This window comes from Sporosarcina jiandibaonis (assembly GCF_013184495.1).
Taxonomy (GTDB): Bacteria; Bacillota; Bacilli; order Bacillales_A; family Planococcaceae; genus Sporosarcina; species Sporosarcina jiandibaonis.
The window spans coordinates 214,529-233,914 of record NZ_JAAOIY010000001.1; the positions used below are offsets into that span (position 1 = coordinate 214,529).

General features: G+C 40.1%; 14 protein-coding genes, 1 other RNA gene and 1 other annotated feature. Of the genes, 14 read left to right on the forward strand and 1 reads right to left on the reverse strand.

The genetic code is table 11. The features are described 5' to 3' along the window. The first annotated feature begins 86 nt into the window (after positions 1-86). The 7 genes from G8782_RS01050 to dtd all read left to right on the forward strand — a co-directional run bounded on the left by G8782_RS01050 (position 87) and on the right by dtd (position 9,166). Positions 87-410, forward strand: coding sequence for a post-transcriptional regulator (locus G8782_RS01050; protein ID WP_172369061.1), 324 nt, complete (start codon positions 87-89; stop codon positions 408-410). Positions 411-527: 117 nt separating this feature from the next. Then, positions 528-2,801: a protein translocase subunit SecDF gene (secDF, locus tag G8782_RS01055; protein ID WP_172369062.1), complete on the forward strand. Its 2,274-nt coding sequence runs from the start codon at positions 528-530 to the stop codon at positions 2,799-2,801. 209 nt (positions 2,802-3,010) lie between these two features. Next, entirely contained in the window at positions 3,011-3,346 is a 336-nt protein-coding gene (locus tag G8782_RS01060) for a LapA family protein (RefSeq protein WP_172369063.1), read from the forward strand. Between the two features lie 132 nt (positions 3,347-3,478). Then, the gene (gene recJ, locus G8782_RS01065; RefSeq protein ID WP_172369064.1) at positions 3,479-5,824 is read left to right on the forward strand and encodes a single-stranded-DNA-specific exonuclease RecJ; all 2,346 of its coding nucleotides are present in this window, start codon (positions 3,479-3,481) and stop codon (positions 5,822-5,824) included. After that, complete coding sequence (locus G8782_RS01070) at positions 5,821-6,333, forward strand: adenine phosphoribosyltransferase (RefSeq protein WP_172369065.1); 513 nt, start codon at positions 5,821-5,823, stop codon at positions 6,331-6,333. The genes recJ and G8782_RS01070 overlap by 4 nt, the downstream gene beginning before the upstream one ends. Before the next feature lie 172 nt (positions 6,334-6,505). After that, a complete protein-coding gene (locus tag G8782_RS01075; protein ID WP_172369066.1) occupies positions 6,506-8,707 on the forward strand; it encodes a RelA/SpoT family protein in 2,202 nt (733 codons plus the stop codon). An 18-nt stretch (positions 8,708-8,725) separates the two neighbouring features. Beyond that, positions 8,726-9,166, forward strand: a complete 441-nt coding sequence (dtd, locus tag G8782_RS01080; RefSeq protein ID WP_172369067.1) for a D-aminoacyl-tRNA deacylase — start codon at positions 8,726-8,728, stop codon at positions 9,164-9,166. 469 nt (positions 9,167-9,635) lie between these two features. Here the strand turns inward: dtd and G8782_RS01085 are convergent, their stop codons facing one another. Then, the gene (locus G8782_RS01085; RefSeq protein WP_172369068.1) at positions 9,636-11,168 is read right to left on the reverse strand and encodes an N-acetylmuramoyl-L-alanine amidase family protein; all 1,533 of its coding nucleotides are present in this window, start codon (positions 11,166-11,168) and stop codon (positions 9,636-9,638) included. 116 nt (positions 11,169-11,284) lie between these two features. Then, positions 11,285-11,518: a binding site (T-box leader), on the forward strand. 49 nt (positions 11,519-11,567) lie between these two features. Here G8782_RS01085 and hisS point away from each other — a divergent pair. The 7 genes from hisS (at position 11,568) to G8782_RS01120 (ending at position 19,265) form a co-directional block, all read left to right on the forward strand. Continuing rightward, positions 11,568-12,842 carry a histidine--tRNA ligase gene (gene hisS, locus G8782_RS01090; RefSeq protein WP_172369069.1) on the forward strand — a complete coding sequence of 425 codons (1,275 nt, stop codon included), beginning with the start codon at positions 11,568-11,570 and terminating at the stop codon, positions 12,840-12,842. 25 nt (positions 12,843-12,867) lie between these two features. Then, complete coding sequence (aspS, locus tag G8782_RS01095; protein WP_172369070.1) at positions 12,868-14,628, forward strand: aspartate--tRNA ligase; 1,761 nt, start codon at positions 12,868-12,870, stop codon at positions 14,626-14,628. 87 nt (positions 14,629-14,715) lie between these two features. Further along, positions 14,716-14,898: non-coding RNA, 6S RNA (gene ssrS, locus G8782_RS01100), on the forward strand. A 106-nt stretch (positions 14,899-15,004) separates the two neighbouring features. Next, positions 15,005-15,772 (forward strand): tRNA threonylcarbamoyladenosine dehydratase, encoded by a 768-nt coding sequence (locus tag G8782_RS01105; RefSeq protein ID WP_172369071.1) that lies wholly within the window; start codon positions 15,005-15,007, stop codon positions 15,770-15,772. Positions 15,773-16,077: 305 nt separating this feature from the next. Next, positions 16,078-17,073 (forward strand): ABC transporter substrate-binding protein, encoded by a 996-nt coding sequence (locus G8782_RS01110; protein WP_172369072.1) that lies wholly within the window; start codon positions 16,078-16,080, stop codon positions 17,071-17,073. Positions 17,074-17,166: 93 nt separating this feature from the next. After that, the gene (locus G8782_RS01115) at positions 17,167-18,027 is read left to right on the forward strand and encodes an ABC transporter permease (protein ID WP_172369073.1); all 861 of its coding nucleotides are present in this window, start codon (positions 17,167-17,169) and stop codon (positions 18,025-18,027) included. After that, a complete protein-coding gene (locus tag G8782_RS01120; protein WP_216667735.1) occupies positions 18,024-19,265 on the forward strand; it encodes a quaternary amine ABC transporter ATP-binding protein in 1,242 nt (413 codons plus the stop codon). Before G8782_RS01115 ends, G8782_RS01120 begins: the two co-directional genes overlap by 4 nt. Positions 19,266-19,386: the final 121 nt, after the last annotated feature.

Below are 19,386 nucleotides of genomic sequence, written 5' to 3' on the forward strand. Positions count from 1 at the left end.
AATGTTACATCACCTGTAATATTTGTTATACTGAGTATAGTGGGTAACCATGTCCAACTGAATGGAATGGAAAGGGTTGAAGATAAATGAGTACAGAGCATGGTCCTATATATGCGAAAATGCTGCCTGCGCTTCAAAGCAAAATGAATGAATTTCATTTGTACGGCTATACAACAGTGACGGTCGAAGATATTTGGATTTATTGCATCCGTAAAATATGGCGAAAGAAGGATGTCACTCAAATGGGAAGCCATCAAATTATGAATGACATTTTACAAATACTGCCCGCTGCTTTCATGACATATACCCAGATTGAAGCCCAACGTAATTCAGATTGGTTTTCGGATCTGAACAGTGCTGATTTGCAAATCCTTCTTAATCCTAAAAAAGATGTTGAAAATGAACAATAGAAATGACCTTGTCTAATTGACACGTAGTGTCATGTGTTTCATAATAAGGTTATTGTGTTTTTCGAGTGCGTACATAAAAGGAAGTACCACTCATCAGAATGAGGGGGAATTTTCACTATGAAAACTAGAGGACGGATTGTATCGTTTTTACTACTACTCGTCATTTTCGCGTCGACGATAGGAACGACCGTAAATCCGATATTAAAAGATGTGAAACTGGGACTAGATTTGCAAGGTGGATTTGAAGTCTTGTATCAAGTCAAACCAATAAAAGATGATGGCCAAATAACGGAAAGCATGGTTAGTGACACGGCAGGCGCATTACGAAAACGAATTGACGTAATCGGAGTTAGCGAGCCGGTGATACAAATAGAATCGACGGATCGTATCCGAGTTCAACTTGCAGGTGTTGAAAATCAAGAAGCTGCAAGAGAACTGCTTTCTACACAAGCAAATCTAACATTCAGAGATACAGATGACAATCTCATTCTAGATGGTACGGATTTGAAAGAAGGGAAAGCGAAACCAGATTTTCGCCAAGATGGAAAACCTGTTGTTACGCTTGAAATGAAAGACCCGAATAAATTCGGCGAGGTCACGACTGAACTTGCAAAATTAAAACCGCAAGGCAAAAACATTTTAGTTATCTGGTTGGATTTTGAAGAGGGTGTCGATTCTTATAAGGAAGAAATCATGAAGCCTGATCCGGCATTCGTCTCTGCACCTAGTGTTGACCAGCCAATTCATTCTGCAAACGTAGAAATCAGTGGTTCGTTCACAGTTCAAGAAACGAAAGAACTCGCAGGAATTTTGAACGCTGGTGCATTACCGGTTCAGCTTGAAGAAATCTATTCGACATCTGTCGGCGCTCAATTTGGTGAACAAGCACTGAATAAAACAATTTTAGCTGGTATTATCGGTATTTCTTTAATATTTATATTTATGGTACTGTACTACCGCATTCCAGGCCTAATCGCGGTTATTACACTATCTGTCTATATCTACTTGATTTTAGTGGTCTTTACAGGCATAAACGCGGTTCTGACACTTCCGGGGATTGCGGCACTTATGCTCGGGGTCGGTATGGCGGTCGATGCGAACATTTTAACGTATGAACGAATACGAGAGGAATTGCGCGTCGGGAAATCAGTCTTTGAGGCGTTCCAATCCGGTGCGAAATCGGCATTCACCGCAATTTTAGATGCGAACATTACGACAATCATTGCGGCATTAGTTCTATTTGTCTTCGGGACAAGCTCTGTTAAAGGATTTGCGTTAATGCTCATTATCAGTATCCTGGTGAGTTTCTTGACTGCGGTTTGGGGATCACGACTTCTCCTTGGTCTTCTCGTCAGAAGTGGAATACTTGATGATAAACCTGGATTATTCGGAATATCAAAAAGCCGTGTTCACTCACCGAAAGATGAAGTGGATACGCTTGATCTTACTACGAAATTCGATCGTTTAGATTTCGTGCATAATAGAAAACGCTTCTTCACGATTTCAATCATTTTACTAATCGCAGGAGCAATCATGCTCGGTGTGTTTAAATTGAATCTTGGTATCGACTTCTCTAGTGGTACACGCGTTGAAATCATGGCGGATAAACCACTGACAACTGAAGAAGTATCTGAATATATCAGCTCAATTGGTCATCCATCCACAGATATCGTTATTTCTGGGGAAAATCAATCAATTGGCGTTGTCAGATACGCAGAAGAGTTTTCACAAGAAGAAATAAACAAACTGAAAGCTGAAGTTTCTTCCGTTTATGGCGCCGAGCCGAATGTCAGCTCCGTCTCATCAACAGTCGGTAAGGAACTCGTAAAAAATGCGATTTACGCACTTTTATTTGCAGCAATCGGAATCATCATTTACGTCGCGTTCCGGTTTGAGTGGAGAATGGGTCTTGCTTCGATCATCGGACTTTTCCACGATGCATTCTTTATGATTGCAGTATTCAGTTTACTTCGACTCGAAGTAGACATAACATTTGTCGCGGCTGTATTGACGATAGTCGGTTACTCCATTAACGATACAATCGTTACATTTGACCGGATTCGAGAAAACTTGCAACGAATCGGGAAAATTGATAACGCAGATGCGCTTGCAGATATTGTAAATAAATCATTGCGACAAACATTAGGTCGTTCTGTGAATACAGTTCTTACAGTAATTTTAGTTGTAGTCGCATTAATGTTCCTAGGTGCTGAGTCCATTCAGAACTTCTCAATTGCGCTCTTAATCGGACTACTTGCGGGGACATATTCGTCGATCTTCATTTCAGCCCAAATCTGGTATGCATTGAAGAAACGTGAAATAAGCAAAAAGGGAACTATTAAAGTGGATAAAGAGAAAAAGCAATGGGGATCTGATGAACCTGTTGTATAATTTATTCCTAAATTAACTTTAACGGGATATACTTAGTGTATATCCTGTTTTTTCACCTCATTATTATCCTATTTTTTGGGAGTTTGCTCAGTTAGTTTTTTTAATTGATGATGGTATCGATAGAACCTGTTGTATAAATGGTTTCAGAACTAATAGAAACAGGGTATACTCTTGTATATCCTGTTTTTGGGTGGAAAGGGGAATCTTTTATGAAATTTCAATGGACATGGCTACTCGGACTTTTATTTGCTATTATTATTGCGGTCTTTTCAGTATTGAATGTAGACGCTGTTCCTGTAAATTATGCATTCGGCACATCCGAATGGCCACTCGTACTTGTCATTCTCTGTTCAGCATTACTAGGCGCGGCAATAAGCGGAATTGTAGCGATGTTCCGATTTGTTCTCGCGAATCACCGCATTAAAGAATTGATGAGAGATGTAAACGCGAAGGAATTAACAATCGCAGCACAGCAGAACCAAATCATGGAGTTGCAAAAATTAGTGCCCGCCGATGATCCTGTTGATGATGGAGAGAAAACTTGAAATAATAACTGCAAAAAGTACAGCACTGGCTCAATGTGGTCAGTGCTGTACTTTTTTGATGAAATAATCACAACCAAAAAATTACTCACAAACACTAGCATCCGTTATAATAGAGTTAAGGATGTGAAAGTGTTGATTGAATCAAAAAATAAATGGATGATTGAACGTCCAGATGAAACTGTTGTTGAAAAATTGTCATCCGCTTTAGCGATTCCGAGTGTGCATGCGAAAATACTTGCCTCTAGAGGCATTACTGATCCGGAAGAAGCAAAGCTATTCTTACATATGGATGAATCGTCTATGCACGACCCATATTTGATGAATGACATGAAAAAGGCAGTTACTATAATTAAAAATGCGATTGAAAATAAAGAAAAGATTGCAATTTATGGAGATTATGACGCAGATGGTGTGACTAGTATCGCTGTATTGTCAACGGCTCTTGAACAACTTGGTGCGGACGTGTTTTTTATTATTCCAGATCGATTTGAACATGGCTATGGGCCGCATAAGGATTTATTTCAAGAAATATATAATAAAGGCGCATCGGTTATTGTTACGGTAGATAACGGTGTTTCTGGGATTGACGAGGTTGCATTCGCTAAGACGCTTGGCATGAAGGTAATCATTACAGACCATCATGAAGCAGGTGAAACATGGCCTGATGCGGATGCTATCATACACCCGCGTCATCCTGATGGTGATTATCCATTCAAAGACCTTGCAGGTGTAGGGGTTGCATTCAAACTTGCATCCGCGCTTCTCGATGAAATTCCTTTTGATTTATTAGAATTTGTCGCAATTGGCACAGTTGCCGACCTTGTACCGCTCAGAGGAGAAAACAGATACTTTGTGAAAGAAGGCATAAAACGTCTCCGTTCTTCCAGAAGACCTTCTATACAGGCTCTAACGAAAATCGCCGGTACCGAGCAATCTAAACTTACGGAAGAGACAATCGGCTTCATGATTGGTCCGCGTTTAAATGCAGTCGGGCGACTTGGTGATGCATCACCTGCGGTTGATTTATTGAAAACAACTGATGCAGGCATTGCAACAGGACTGGCAGAAAAGCTGGATACTTTAAATAAAGAAAGACAAGAACTCGTATCTACAATCACCAAAGAGGCTGAAGCGATTATTATGGAAATGTACGGCGATGAAATCCCGAAAGTTTTCGTTATCGCGAAAGAAAATTGGAATTCCGGTGTTGTGGGAATCGTCGCTTCTCGATTAACTGAAAAGTATTACCGTCCGTCAATTGTTCTATCGATAGATTCCGAGGCTGGCATTGCAAAAGGGTCGGCAAGAAGCATCGATGGTTTCAATATGTACGAGGAGCTTACTGAAAATGCACATATTCTTGCCGGCTATGGTGGACATCCGATGGCAGCGGGAATGACTGTAGATGTTGAAAACCTTCATTTGCTACGTGAAAATTTAAATCGTCAAGCCGAGTCGGTTTTGACCGAGGAACAACTCATACCAAAACTTTCGATTGATGTACCGCTAACGCTAGAAGAAATTGATGTAACTACGCTCGAGAAATTAGAGTTATTGCGTCCCTTCGGAATGGGTTTTGAAAAACCGACCTATTTATTCGAAGATTTAATTGCCGGATCTGTCAGGAAAATTGGAGCAGCAAAAAACCATATGAAACTCGACTTAACCGATGGCGGTTTGTCACTGGACACAATCGGTTTCGGATTTGGCGACATAGCAGATCAAATTACGCCTAATGTTAAATTATCTGTTGTCGGCGATTTACAAGTGAATGAATGGAATGGCAACAAAAAGCCGCAGTTGCTCGTTCGGGATATCCTTTCCGACGAATGGCAGTTGTTTGATCTGCGAGGAATTCGGGAGGCGTCAAGGTGGTTACATTCAATTCCAGTGGTCAATACTGCATACATTGCGTTCCACGAACATACCATTGAACAATTTCGTCCTGTACTGAACGGCAATTCGATTCACTTATACGGGGAAGATGCAGTATCGAAGGCGGCGAACATCGTTTTGCTGGATATACCGACCCATGTCTCGCTATTAGAAGAAATCGTTAAGGAATATATTCCAGAACGGATTTATGCGCATTTTCATGTTCCTGAATCGCGTTATTTCGACGGGTTACCGAGCCGTGAGCAATTCGGCTGGTATTATAGTTTCATTAAAAGCCGAGGGAGTTTTGACTTTGTGCAGAATGGTGAAAAGCTTGCAAAACATAAAGGCTGGCGAAATGATTCAATTAAATTCATGTCAAAGGTGTTTTCTGAACTAGGATTTGTTACTATTAAGGATGGAGTAATATCCATTGCTGATACGGTCGAAAAACGTGATTTGAAAGAAGCGCCCGCTTATATAGAGAGAAAGAGTCAAATGAAACTTGAAGAACGGTTGCTTTATGCACCTTATATGGAATTGAAATCATGGTTCGACACAATACGTAACGGCACAAAAGTCGGGGAGGAAATTTACTCATGAATTTAAAAGACTATGTAACAGTTGTTCCAAATTATCCGAAAGAAGGTATCAGTTTTAAAGATATCACAACAATCATGGATAATGGAGAGGCATATAAATTTGCTACAGATGAAATTGTGAAATATGCAAAAGAGGTTAATACAGATATAATCGTAGGGCCTGAAGCACGTGGATTCATCATCGGTTGTCCTGTTGCTTATGCGCTCGAAATCGGCTTTGCCCCTGTGCGAAAACCAGGTAAGTTGCCTCGTGAAACGATAAGTGTCGATTATGATTTGGAATATGGAAAGGATACATTAACGATTCACAGCGATGCCATTAAACCAGGTCAACGCGTGCTTATAGTCGATGATTTACTTGCAACCGGTGGAACAATCGGTGCAACCATCGAGTTAGTTGAAAAATTAGGCGGCGTTGTAGCCGGATGCGCATTTTTGATTGAATTATCCTATTTAAATGGTCGAGAAAAAATATCTGGATATGACGTGCGTGCGCTAATAACGTACTAATAGAGGTCCTCCGCTCAATGGCGGGGGATTTTTATGTACTCCTTGCTTTACATTTGCATGCATTTATACATACAATAAGAGTATTATCATTTTTTCGTAATAAGTAGGAATGGAGCGGGAATGTTGTTAATCTTTTTGCTCTCATTGCTGATCTAGTTGGAGGAGTATTATTATGGCGAAAGATCGAGACATGACGGCAGAAGAAATATTTGAACTTGTTTCTTCGTATATGAATGAAGAGCACGTGAACTTTGTGAAAAAAGCTTATGAAGCATCGAAATCTGCTCATGAAGGACAATTTAGAAGCTCAGGTGAAGCTTATATTCTCCATCCGATTCAAGTTGCCGGGATTCTCGCTGAATTGGAAATGGACCCATCAACGGTTGCAGCTGGGTTTCTTCATGATGTCGTCGAGGATACAGACGTAGCTCGTGAAGATATTATCCGTGAATTCGGGGAAGAAGTTGCCATGCTCGTTGATGGCGTGACAAAACTTGAAAAACTGAAATTTAAATCCAAAGAAGAAAAACAAGCTGAGAACCATCGTAAAATGTTTATCGCAATGGCCCAAGATATTCGTGTTATTTTAATTAAACTTGCGGATCGTTTACATAATATGCGTACTTTAAAACATGTATCACCCGAAAAACAGCGTCGAGTCGCGGCTGAAACGCTTGAAATATTTGCGCCATTAGCCCATCGACTCGGTATTTCAACGATTAAATGGGAGCTTGAAGACATCGCCCTTCGTTATTTGAAACCTCAACAATATTACCGGATTGTCAATTTGATGAACCGGAAACGGGCGGAACGAGAAGATTATTTAGCGAATATAATGGGCCAAATAAAAACTGAAATCGGAAAAATGAATATCGAAGCGGATCTTTCGGGACGTCCAAAACATTTGTATTCCATTTATCGTAAAATGGTCATTCAAGGAAAAGAATTCAATGAAATTTATGATTTACTTGCAGTTCGAATCATTGTTTCAAGTATAAAAGATTGCTATGCAGTTCTTGGTATTATTCATACACTTTGGAAGCCTATGCCGGGTAGATTCAAAGATTATATCGCCATGCCGAAACAGAATTTATATCAATCGCTCCATACGACTGTCGTTGGACCGGGCGGAGATCCCCTTGAAGTCCAAATCAGAACTGCGGAAATGCATAAAATCGCGGAATACGGGGTTGCTGCGCACTGGGCTTATAAAGAAGGCAAGTCGCTTTCCAATGATCCAAAAGATCTGGATTCCAAACTGACATGGTTCAGAGAAATTCTTGAATTTCAAAATGAATCTTCGGATGCTGAAGAATTTATGGAATCCTTAAAATTCGATTTGTTTTCGGATATGATCTACGTATTCACGCCGCAAAGTGATGTATTAGAACTTCCAGCTGGATCAGTGCCTATCGACTTTGCATACCGTATTCACTCCGAAATCGGAAACAGGACGATCGGCGCTAAAGTGAACGGCAAAATGGTGCCGCTTGACACCGAACTTCAGACAGGGGACATTATCGAAATTTTAACTTCTAAACAGTCGTTCGGACCAAGCCGTGATTGGTTGAAAATCGCTAATTCATCTCAAGCGAAAAATAAAATTCGCCAATACTTTAAAAAACAACTGCGTGCAGAAAATGTTATTAAAGGTCGAGATTTAATTGAAAAAGAAATAAAAGCACAAGATTTTGTTGTTAAAGACGTATTAACCAATCAAAATATCGAACGCGTTTGTGATAAATTCAATTTTGCTTCTGAAGAAGATATGTGTGCGGCGGTTGGCTTTAATGGAATTACGGCCGAACAAGTTGTCAATCGATTGTCGGAAAAATTGAGGAAAGAACGCCAAGAACAAAAAACAATTAATAAAATTGTATCAGATATACAAAATACATCTCAAAAAAAGCAGGTTACAGAATCCGGCGTGATTGTTAAAGGAATCGATAACTTATTAATCCGCCTATCTAAATGTTGCAATCCAGTTCCCGGGGATGACATTACTGGGTTCATCACAAAAGGACGCGGGGTTTCTGTTCACCGGACGGATTGTCCCAACATTCTTGCGGATGATGAAAATTCCGACCGAATTATCGAGGTTGAGTGGGCTGTAGAACCAGAACAACAAAGAAAAGAGTTCCAGGTGGATATTGAAATTTCAGCTTTCGATCGCCAAGGCTTGCTCAATGAGGTCATGATGGTTGTCGCCGAAACAAAAACACCAATCGTTGCGGTAAGCGGAAAAGCAGATCGTGAAAGCATCGCAAGAATCAATATGACAATTAAAATTACGAATATCGCGCATTTGCTCAGAATTGTGGATCGTATTAAGCAAGTTCCAGATATTTATTCTGTAGAACGTGTGATTAATTAAGTTAGGATGGGATACTGAATGAGAGTTGTTTTGCAGCGTTCCGGTCCGGCTTCAGTCAAAGTGAACGGGGAAGTCACCGGGTCAATTGAAAAAGGTTACGTGCTTCTCGTCGGAATAACACATAATGACACGATAGAAGATGCAAAATACATCGCGGGTAAAGTTGCAAACCTTCGCTTATGGGAAGATGACGAAGGGAAAATGAATCATTCGATTCTTGAAGTAGGCGGCGACATATTGTCAGTTTCACAATTTACATTGTATGCCAACACTTCAAAAGGCAGACGCCCAAGTTATATCGATGCGGCTAGACCTGAACAAGCAGACGAGTTATGGAATATTTTTAATGAGTTGCTTGAACAAGAAGGCCTGAAAGTCGAAACAGGCATTTTCGGCGCTATGATGGATGTTGACCTGGTGAACGATGGACCTGTTACGGTTATTATTGACTCGAAGTAAAAATGGTTATCTAACTAAATAGAAATTGAAAGGGCTCGCTTTTCGCGAGCCCTTTAGAATGTCTAATAATATGGGATTATTTTTTTAGGACATCCAGCGAGTAGTTGCCATTCATTACTTCAACATTTCTTGATTCGGGGATCTTTAGTCGGTAAAAGCAGGAGGAAATAAACGGCTTTAGTCGTTTGGAGACAGGCATTGGTCGCTTTGGTAGCTGCTTTGGTCGTTTGACTCATTACTTGCCAGCATGTCCATCTAGATGGACAGACAATAATAATTAAACATTCTAGGAATTAGTTGATTGGAGTGCAGGGCGGTGACTCCCGGAACGGAAATCAACAGTCTATATAACCATGGAAACCTTAACCATGGAAACCTTAACAATGAATTACGCTATTATTTATAACCATAAATTAATTCGAAAAAAAGTGTACAGGGAATGTCATCCCCATACACTTTTTCGGTAAGGTTATTTTTTTAATTGATTATCAAAGAAAGTAATGAGCCCTTGATAAATTCCTTGTGTAGCTTGTTCGCGGAAGCTTTCTGAGTTGACGCTGCTTTCCTCGATTGCATTTGATAAAAATCCTAATTCTAGTAAAATAGCATTTTGTCTATTTTCCCGTAAAACTAAATAATTCGCTGGTTGAGCGCCTCTGTTACGTAGCGGTATGGCTGAAGCTAGACCGTTATTTACTGCAACCGCGAGTTCTCTTTGATAACCGTGCGTGTAATACGTTGTAAAACCTTTTATCGATGAATCGATCGAAGCATCATAATGAACGCTTATGAAAGCATCAGCCTCATTTTGATGACTAATCGATACACGTTTTTGAAGGGAAATGAATGTATCCATATTGCGCGTAAGGACAACATTTGCACCCGCGGATTTCAACTTTCTCGCCAGCATCTCAGCGGTTCGCTGTGTCACAAGCTTTTCGAAAGTTCCATTGACGCCAATCGTGCCGGTATCAAATCCGCCGTGGCCTGGATCAATTACAATGTTTAACCCATTCAAAGTCCCTGGTACACGATTCTTCTTAATCGGTTTTACAGTTGAATCCTGCCCGTCATTGATAGAAACGACCCAGGCTGCCACAAACGCTGTCTCGCCCGATGGCAATCGTACTTCATACCAATCTTGTGTTTCTGAAATGATAGGAAACTGGTTTCCTGCATTTGCGCGCATAATAACTTCCGAAGAAGTAGTTGCATTTCTACGAAGGTTTGTTCCATCAGATAGAATATAAGCCTTTTTTGGTGTTGATTTCACATCGGTATGATTTGATTTTGTATTAGTTAGTTTCCCGTGGAAAGAGTAAACCCATCCGCTTTTTCCTTTACCAAGTTCTAATTTAACCCAATTGCCGCTTTTTTCGAGTACTTTGAATGTACTTCCTTTTTTAATAAGGCCAATTCGTTTGGATGATAAATCGCCATAACTACGAACGTTCAGACCGTTTACAGCGACAGTAAAGTATTTATGTTCAATTGAAGAGCTGTTAGACTTGCTTGCTTGATCTGGTAACGTAGTCGAAATATAGCTAGTATGTACCCAACCGACTATCCCGTTGAAATTAACGCTTGTCCAATCGCCTTGTTGTCCCGTTTTCGAAGCGACGTCTCCAGCATTCATTTGCGTAAGCACGTTTGCCGAAGTAGAAGGTTTAGCTCGTACGTTCAAGCGATTAACTTGGGAAGCAATCTCTGAATTGTTTTGGGTCCGCGTCCCATTGTCGTTAATCGTGTGCCATTTTGCTATCCAACCTTTTTTGCCTTTGAATTGTATCTCGTACCAATCGCCGTAAGTCGACAATATACTGACTTTATCTTTTTTATTCAAAGTAGAAATCACGCCGTAAGATAGACCCGGACCGGAACGAATATTGAGTCGATCAGTATCGATAATAGCTGCCTCTGATTGCGCTTCTGTTCTAGAAAAATCTGATGCGAGAACAAAAATAAGAACGAATATGAGAGCAATTTTTCCAAATCTACTCAAATCATCATCTCCTCTTTTAATCTAGTATAAGGCAAATGTTAACAAAAAACTACAATTTTAGCTAAAAGGTTGACATGGCTATTAAAAATCATTAAGCTAATGTGTAACTAACAATAAATTTACTTATGACGTGGAAAGTAATTGTATTGCTGTTTGACTAGAGAGGGACGGACGTGGCTGAAATCCATCCTACAAACAAATGCAGCGAACAACACCACCGAGGTTCTTTACTGAACGAAACTATTTCATTAGGTAAAGACGGTTATCGGCCGTTATACGATTTACGAGTGGGCACGTATTGTGCCAATTAGGGTGGAACCGCGGAAGCTATAAAGGCTCTCGTCCCTTGCATATGCAAGGGATGGGGGTCTTTTTTTTATTTTCGAAAGGAGAATAATAATGAATTTCAAAGTGCCAAGAGGAACACAGGATATATTACCGTCCGAAACGTGGAAGTGGCAAAAAGTTGAGAAGCTTATTAATGAAGTATGTGAAATGTACCGGTATAAAGAAATCCGGACGCCGATGTTCGAACAAACTGAGTTGTTTCAACGCCTGGTAGGGGAGACAACAGACGTTGTTCAAAAAGAAATGTATACTTTTACAGACCGAGGAAATCGGTCAATGACGTTACGACCTGAAGGAACTGCGCCGGTTGTACGTTCTTATGTTGAACAAAAAATGTTTGGATATCCGGACCAGCCCGTCAAACTATTTTATACGGGGCCAATGTTTCGTTATGAACGTCAACAAGCCGGCAGGTACCGACAGTTCGTGCAATTCGGTGTTGAAGCAATTGGAAGTAATGATCCAGCAATTGACGCTGAAGTTATTGCATTGGCGTTAGACGTTTATAAACGCGCGGGATTAACTGATTTAAAATTGGTGATAAACTCCCTAGGAGATACAGAATGCAGAGCGTCACATAAAAAAGCGCTAATTGCACATTTTAAACCGCATATTGAAGAATTTTGTTCGGATTGCAAGTCAAGACTAGAAAACAATCCGCTTCGAATATTGGACTGTAAAGTAGATGCCGAAAATCTGTTAATCGCTTCTGCTCCTTCGCTTGCGGATTATTTAAATGATGACTCAGCGGCATATTTCAAGGAAGTACTAAATTATTTGGATGATGCGAATATCGATTATGAAGTCGACGCAACGCTTGTTCGCGGACTCGATTATTATAATCATACCGCATTTGAAATCATGAGCACTTCAGCTGGATTTGGAGCGATCACTACGCTGTGCGGCGGCGGGAGATACAATGGGCTTGCTGAAGATATTGGCGGACCTTCAGCGCCGGGCATCGGCTTCGCAATGAGTATTGAGCGTCTTCTTCTAGCGCTAGAAGCTGAAGGTAAATCATTTGATGACGAGTCGGCTCTTGACGTTTATGTCGTCACGCTTGGCGACGAGGCAAAACGAGCCGGTATCAAACTGCTCGGTCAATTAAGAGAAGCTGGAATTCGTTCTGATACCGATTATTTAGGCCGGAAAATGAAGGCGCAAATGAAATCAGCAGATCGTCTTAATGCGAAAACGGTGATCGTCATCGGTGAAAATGAAGTAGCCGAAAACGTAGTCATGCTTCGAAATATGGCGAATCGTTCGCAAGAAAAGGTAGCTACTCAAGATTTAGTACAAAAGTTAAATGGAATTCTGAAAGTTTAAAGTAAATGGAAGGCGGATGACTGTCATGCAACAACGAACACATTATTGCGGCGAAATAACTGAAACAGATATAGGAAACATAGTAACATTAAAGGGATGGGTGCACATTAGACGTGATCTCGGCGGATTAATATTCATTGATCTTCGGGACCGTTCTGGAACTGTTCAAGCGGTATTCAATCCGACATTTTCGCAAGAAGCCCTTGAAATTGCAGAAACAGTTCGTAACGAATATGTGCTAAGTATTACTGGTGAAGTAATTGCCCGAGAAGAAAAACAAAAGAACCCGAATATGAAAACAGGTTCCATTGAAATTAAAGTAAGTGACGTTACGGTTATTAATAAGGCGAAAACACCGGTTTTTCAAATAGAAGATGAGACAGATGTAGGCGAAGATGTACGATTGAAATATCGTTATTTAGATTTGCGTCGTCCAAAATTAGCAAGAACATTTAAAATGCGATCTGATATAACGAAGACAGTTCGTAATTTCTTGGATGATGAAGGATTTCTGGAAGTGGAAACACCAATACTGACGAAATCGACACCTGAAGGAGCTAGAGACTATTTAGTTCCGAGCAGGGTGCATGAAGGCGAATTTTATGCGCTGCCGCAATCTCCGCAATTATTTAAGCAATTATTGATGGTTTCCGGGTTCGACCGCTATTACCAGATAGCACGCTGTTTCCGGGACGAGGATTTACGTGCAGATCGCCAACCAGAATTCACGCAAATCGATATGGAAATGAGTTTCATGTCAATCGAAGAAATTATTGAATTGAATGAACGCCTCATGAAAAAAGTGATGAAAAACGTCAAAGGAATAGATATTGAAACTCCCTTCAAACGAATCCCTTATGATGAAGCGATGGCAAGATACGGTTCTGACAAGCCGGACACGCGTTTTGAAATGGAATTAACAGATGTATCTGAAGTTGTTAAAGATGCGCCATTTAAAGTGTTTAGCGGGACGGTTGAATCCGGCGGCCAAGTAAAGCTTATTAATGTGAAAAATGGGGCGGATGATTACTCCCGTAAAGACATTGATGGATTAGGCGAATATGCAGCGTTATACGGAGCGAAAGGTCTGGCTTGGTTGAAAGTGACTGAAGAAGGTTTTACAGGACCGATTGCAAGATTTTTCGAAGGCGAGTTAGCGAACTCATTGCAACAGGCTGCTGACGCAGAAGCTGGAGACCTTCTTTTGTTCGTCGCTGACAAAAAGAAGGTTGTCGCGGATGCATTAGGCGCGCTTCGCGTTAAAATCGGGAAAGAACGCGGACTTATTGATGAGTCGATATTCAATTTCCTTTGGGTTACGGAGTGGCCGTTATTTGAATATGACGAAGAAGAAGGACGTTATTATGCGGCACATCACCCGTTCACGATGCCGGCAAATGAAGAAGAATTAGAAAGCAACCCGGGAGAAGTGAAAGCACAAGCTTACGACTTGGTGTTAAATGGTTATGAACTAGGCGGGGGATCGCTGCGTATTTATCAGCGCGAACTACAGGAAAAAATGTTTAAAGCACTCGGATTTACAGAAGAGGATGCTAAAGAACAATTCGGTTTCTTGCTAGATGCATTTGAGTATGGAACGCCGCCGCATGGTGGAATCGCATTCGGACTCGACCGAATTGTCATGATTTTATCAGGGGCAACGAATTTAAGAGATACGATTGCATTCCCCAAAACAGCAAGCGCAAGTGATTTGCTAACAGCTGCGCCAGATGATGTTGCTGAAAGTCAACTTGCAGAACTTGGTATAAAAATCGCTAAAAAGTAATTGACTCAAATATTCCTCCATTAGTAAAAATTTATTCTAGTAAATTGATTGAACTCTTTTATAAAGTATGGTAATCTTACATTAATACGAATCCTGAAGTGTTCGTTATTTGTCCTTTAAGTTTTGACCGAACATTTCTATCGTAGGGAGTTCACATTTCAATTCGGATGACATGCCCCTCAGGGGACGTCAAAACAATTGAATAGGACACCCACCTGCCGAGTGCGGGTTCAAAACGATAACTTCAAAGACGGCATATTCGGGATTCGTCCTTTTGAAGAACTTAATCCTCTCTGGTGAAATTGCGGAGAGGTTTTTTATTGGCAAAAATAAAATTTACTGAAAAACTTTTACTTATGGAAAGGCGGGGTTTCCTTTGTTGCACCAATTTTCACGAAATGAATTAGCAATAGGAAAAGAAGGCGTCGAACGCATGCGGGGCATGACGGTCGCTATTTTAGGCATCGGCGGCGTTGGTTCTTTTGCTGCAGAGGCTTGTGCAAGAAGCGGGATTGGACGCATTATTCTCGTTGATAAAGATGATGTTGATATTACAAATGTGAATCGGCAACTCGTAGCCTATCTTTCGACAGTCGGTCGTTCAAAGGCTGAAGTTATGAAAGAAAGAATTGCCGATATAAATAAAGACTGTGAAGTCATTTCACTTCAGATGTTTTACACAGAAGAAACGGCAGATGAGTTTTTTAGTTATAAACCTGATTACGTCATAGATGCTTCTGATACGATCAGTTACAAAATACATCTTGCAGAGCAATGTATCGCAAGAAACATAAAAATAATCGCGTGCATGGGTGTCGCAAACAAAATGGATCCAACGCGTTTGCAGATTGCTGATATATCTAAAACCCATACTGATCCATTAGCAAAAGTTATTCGACTGCGATTGCGAAAAGCCGGTATTTCAAAAGGACTTCCAGTTGTATTCACGGATGAAAGTCCTTTAGTGATTCGGGAAGATGTTGTGGGTACTGTCGGAAAGCCGAATGCACCGATTCGTAAAGCTGAAATGCCGCCAGCATCGAATGCATTCGTGCCATCTGTTGCTGGACTCATTTGCGCGAGCTGGGTCATGAATGATATCGTAGCCGATATTCCAATCCAGCGAGTGAAAGATAAAGTATAATAGGAAATTAATTAACTAACCTTCATTTTTAATAAAATGAGGGTTTTTTGCTGTATTAAATGATATTTTTTAATAAAGTTTGATTAATTTTCACCAATTCGGGTATAGAGGTAGCACCTATAACTATGCGATTTGCTAGAGGCTTTTCATAAAACTGCGTCATGTTGCGGTTTGCTATGAATATTATAGTCTGGTACCATGAAAAACATATCTGAATTTCAATGATTCAAGATTACTAGGAGGAGGTCGGTGTTCAGTCATTGATTCGGAAAAAATAAAATAGTTAAAAGGAGTTTGGATTCGATATGCGCAAATTAGCGCTAATATTCTTAGTTAGTTTAGTCGTTTTATTATCAGCATGCGGAGCAGGCAAAAGCAAAGATAGCATTGATGTTATTAAATTTGCGGATGCAGGGTGGGATAGTATTCGTGTTCATAATAGCATTGCACAATTTATTATAGAAGAAGGGTACGGTTATAAAACCGATGTTACAAACGGTACAACTGCCGCAACTCTACAAGCATTAGAAAAAGGCGACATTAATGTTTATATGGAAATTTGGACAGATAATGTTAAAGAGGTTTATGAAAAAGCAATTGAAAAAGGATCAATCGTTAAACTTTCAACAAATTTTGATGATAATTCACAAGGTCTTTACGTCCCGACGTATGTAATCGAAGGTGATGAAGAAAGAGGAATTGAAGCTGTCGCACCAGATTTGAAGACAGTCGAGGATTTAGCGAAATACCCGGAACTATTCCAGGATCCTGAAGATAAAAGTAAAGGTCGAATTGTTGGTGCACCTTCGAGCTGGGCTGTTAGTGAACATTTAGCTACTAAAGTTGAAACATATGGATTAGATAAAACATACAACTATTTAGCGCCAGGATCAGATTCTTCGATTGTCGCATCATTGGCAGGCGCTTATTCAAAAGGTGAGCCTTGGGTAGGATACTATTGGTCACCAACTTGGGTCACTGCGAAATATGATTTAACACTTCTAGAAGACAATCCATACGATGAAGATGTGTGGATTGAAAACAAAGGAACAGAATTTGCTCCGAACGATGTCGTAGTTGCAGTAAATAAAGATATGGAAACACAAGCAAAAGATGTCGTTGAATTTTTAAAGAACTACAAAACGAGTAATGCGCTGACAGAAGACATGCTCGAATATATGGAAGAAACAGAAGCCGATGCGGATGATACTGCCACATGGTGGATGAAAGAGAATGAAGATATCTGGACAACATGGGTTTCAGATGAAGTAGCAGAAAAAGTGAAAGCAGCATTAAAATAAAATAAATTATGGTAAAGTGAGTGAAACCTGCTCACTTTACCATCTATTTATTACGTGGGGTGAGAAAGCGACTGCAATTTGCAGTCCATAGTTATGAAAGAATTTCCGGATTTACGTATACCAATAGGTGACGGAGTAGAAAGTTTCATCGATTTTTTAGCAGCAAATTTTCAAGCGCTATTTGATTTTATATTCGTCATTACATCTTCGTCTATTAAAGGATTAGAGTCAGCTTTACTAGCAATTCCGTGGTGGGTGCTAATCATTGTAGTTGTTATATTAGGCTGGTATTTTACAAGTTTGTCGGGTGGAATACTCTTCGGGTTGTTCATGTTTTTAGTTGGTTCTTTTGATTTATGGCCAGAAACGATGACAACTATTTCCATCGTATTAATCTCCGTAATACTCTCTTTAGCAATTGGAATTCCATTTGGTGTATTGATGGCTTTCAATAATATTTTATCAGTCATCATGCGCCCGATACTTGATGCAATGCAAACAATGCCAACTTTCGTTTATTTAATTCCTGTTATCTTCTTTTTCCCGCTAGGTAACGTACCTGCAGTAATTGCGACGATAATATATGCAATGCCTCCTGTTATGCGATTGACTGAATTAGCAATCCGAAATGTAGATAAAGAAGTTGTTGAGTCTGCTCAATCATTCGGATCATCAACTATGCAAATGCTGACAAAAGTACAATTGCCGCAAGCGCTTCCAACAATCATGGCTGGCGTTAACCAAACAACAATGATGGCACTCGCAATGGCGGTAGTAGGTTCTATGGTTGGTGCACAAGGTCTTGGCGAACGTGTCCTTTATGCAATCAACCGTATCGACATTTCATTAGGATTTGAAGCGGGTATCAGTATCGTATTTTTAGCGATAATTATTGACCGGATTACCGGCGGGATTGCTGACCGTCTTCAGAAACATAGGGGGAATGCATCATGACAATTAAAATGAAGGTTGAAAACATATCTAAAATATTCGGCCCCCGAGCAAAGCGTATCATTCCGATGGTTGAAAAAGGCGAGTCGAAAACAGATATTCTGGAAAAAACTGGTCATACCGTAGGGGTATATAATGCTTCAATGGACATTATGGAAGGCGAAACTTTTGTTATAATGGGTCTTTCCGGGAGCGGAAAGTCAACACTTATTCGATGTCTAAATATGCTTAATCGACCGACGGCAGGTGCAATTTATGTAGACGGCGAAGACATTACGAAATACAACTCGCAACAATTAAAGAAATACCGTCAAGAAAAGATTGCGATGGTCTTTCAACATTTTGGTCTATTTAGTCATCGAACGATTCTAAGCAATATCGAATATGGACTTGAAATTAAAGGCATCGAAAAAGAGGAACGTCGTAAAATTGCTCAACATCATTTAGAATTAGTCGGTTTAAAAGGTTGGGAAGATAAATACCCCGATGAATTATCCGGTGGAATGCAGCAGCGTGTAGGAATTGCTAGAGCGTTAGCAAATGATCCAGATATATTGTTGATGGATGAGCCATTTAGTGCACTTGATCCATTGATAAGACGAGAAATGCAACTGGAATTAATTGACCTGCAGAACCGCTTACAAAAAACAATTGTCTTTATTACTCATGATGTGAATGAGGCCTTTAAAATAGGAGACCGTGTAGCGGTCATGAAGGACGGAAAAGTTGAACAAGTGGGAACGCCTGAAGAAATATTGGAAAAACCTGCAAATCAATATATTAGCGAGTTTATTCGTGATATTGATCGTTCGAAAATCTTGCAAGCTGAACATATTATGATTCGACCGCATGGATTATTGTCACTTAAAGATGGTTTGAACGTGGCAATAAAAACGATGCAAGAAAATGGTCTTTCTAGTGTTTTCGTGACTGATCGAAGGCGACATCTTCAAGGTATTGTAACTATTGACGATGCAATTGAAGGTTTAAAACAGCGGAAAACAATTGAGGAAGTAATTCAACGTGATGTAAATACAGTGTCGCCAGAGGATTATGTACAAGATATCATTCCTAAAGTGTTGGAATCGAAATATCCTATTGTTGTCGTGGATGAAGCGGGAATTATTAAAGGCATCATTTTAAGAGTCCATGTGTTGGCTAGTTTGATAGAAGATAATGGAGATAGTTCTTCTGAAGATAAAGCAGATAAGATTGATCCAGATAAAGGTTTAACGGAATAAAATTACTTTTAGCGAGTACCTGAAAAATTATTCGGGTATTCGTTTTTTTTATTTGGTTCGTTGATTCCCTTTCCGGGCGGAATCATCCCAGATATGTATGCAAAATGTTTACGGTTGCAAC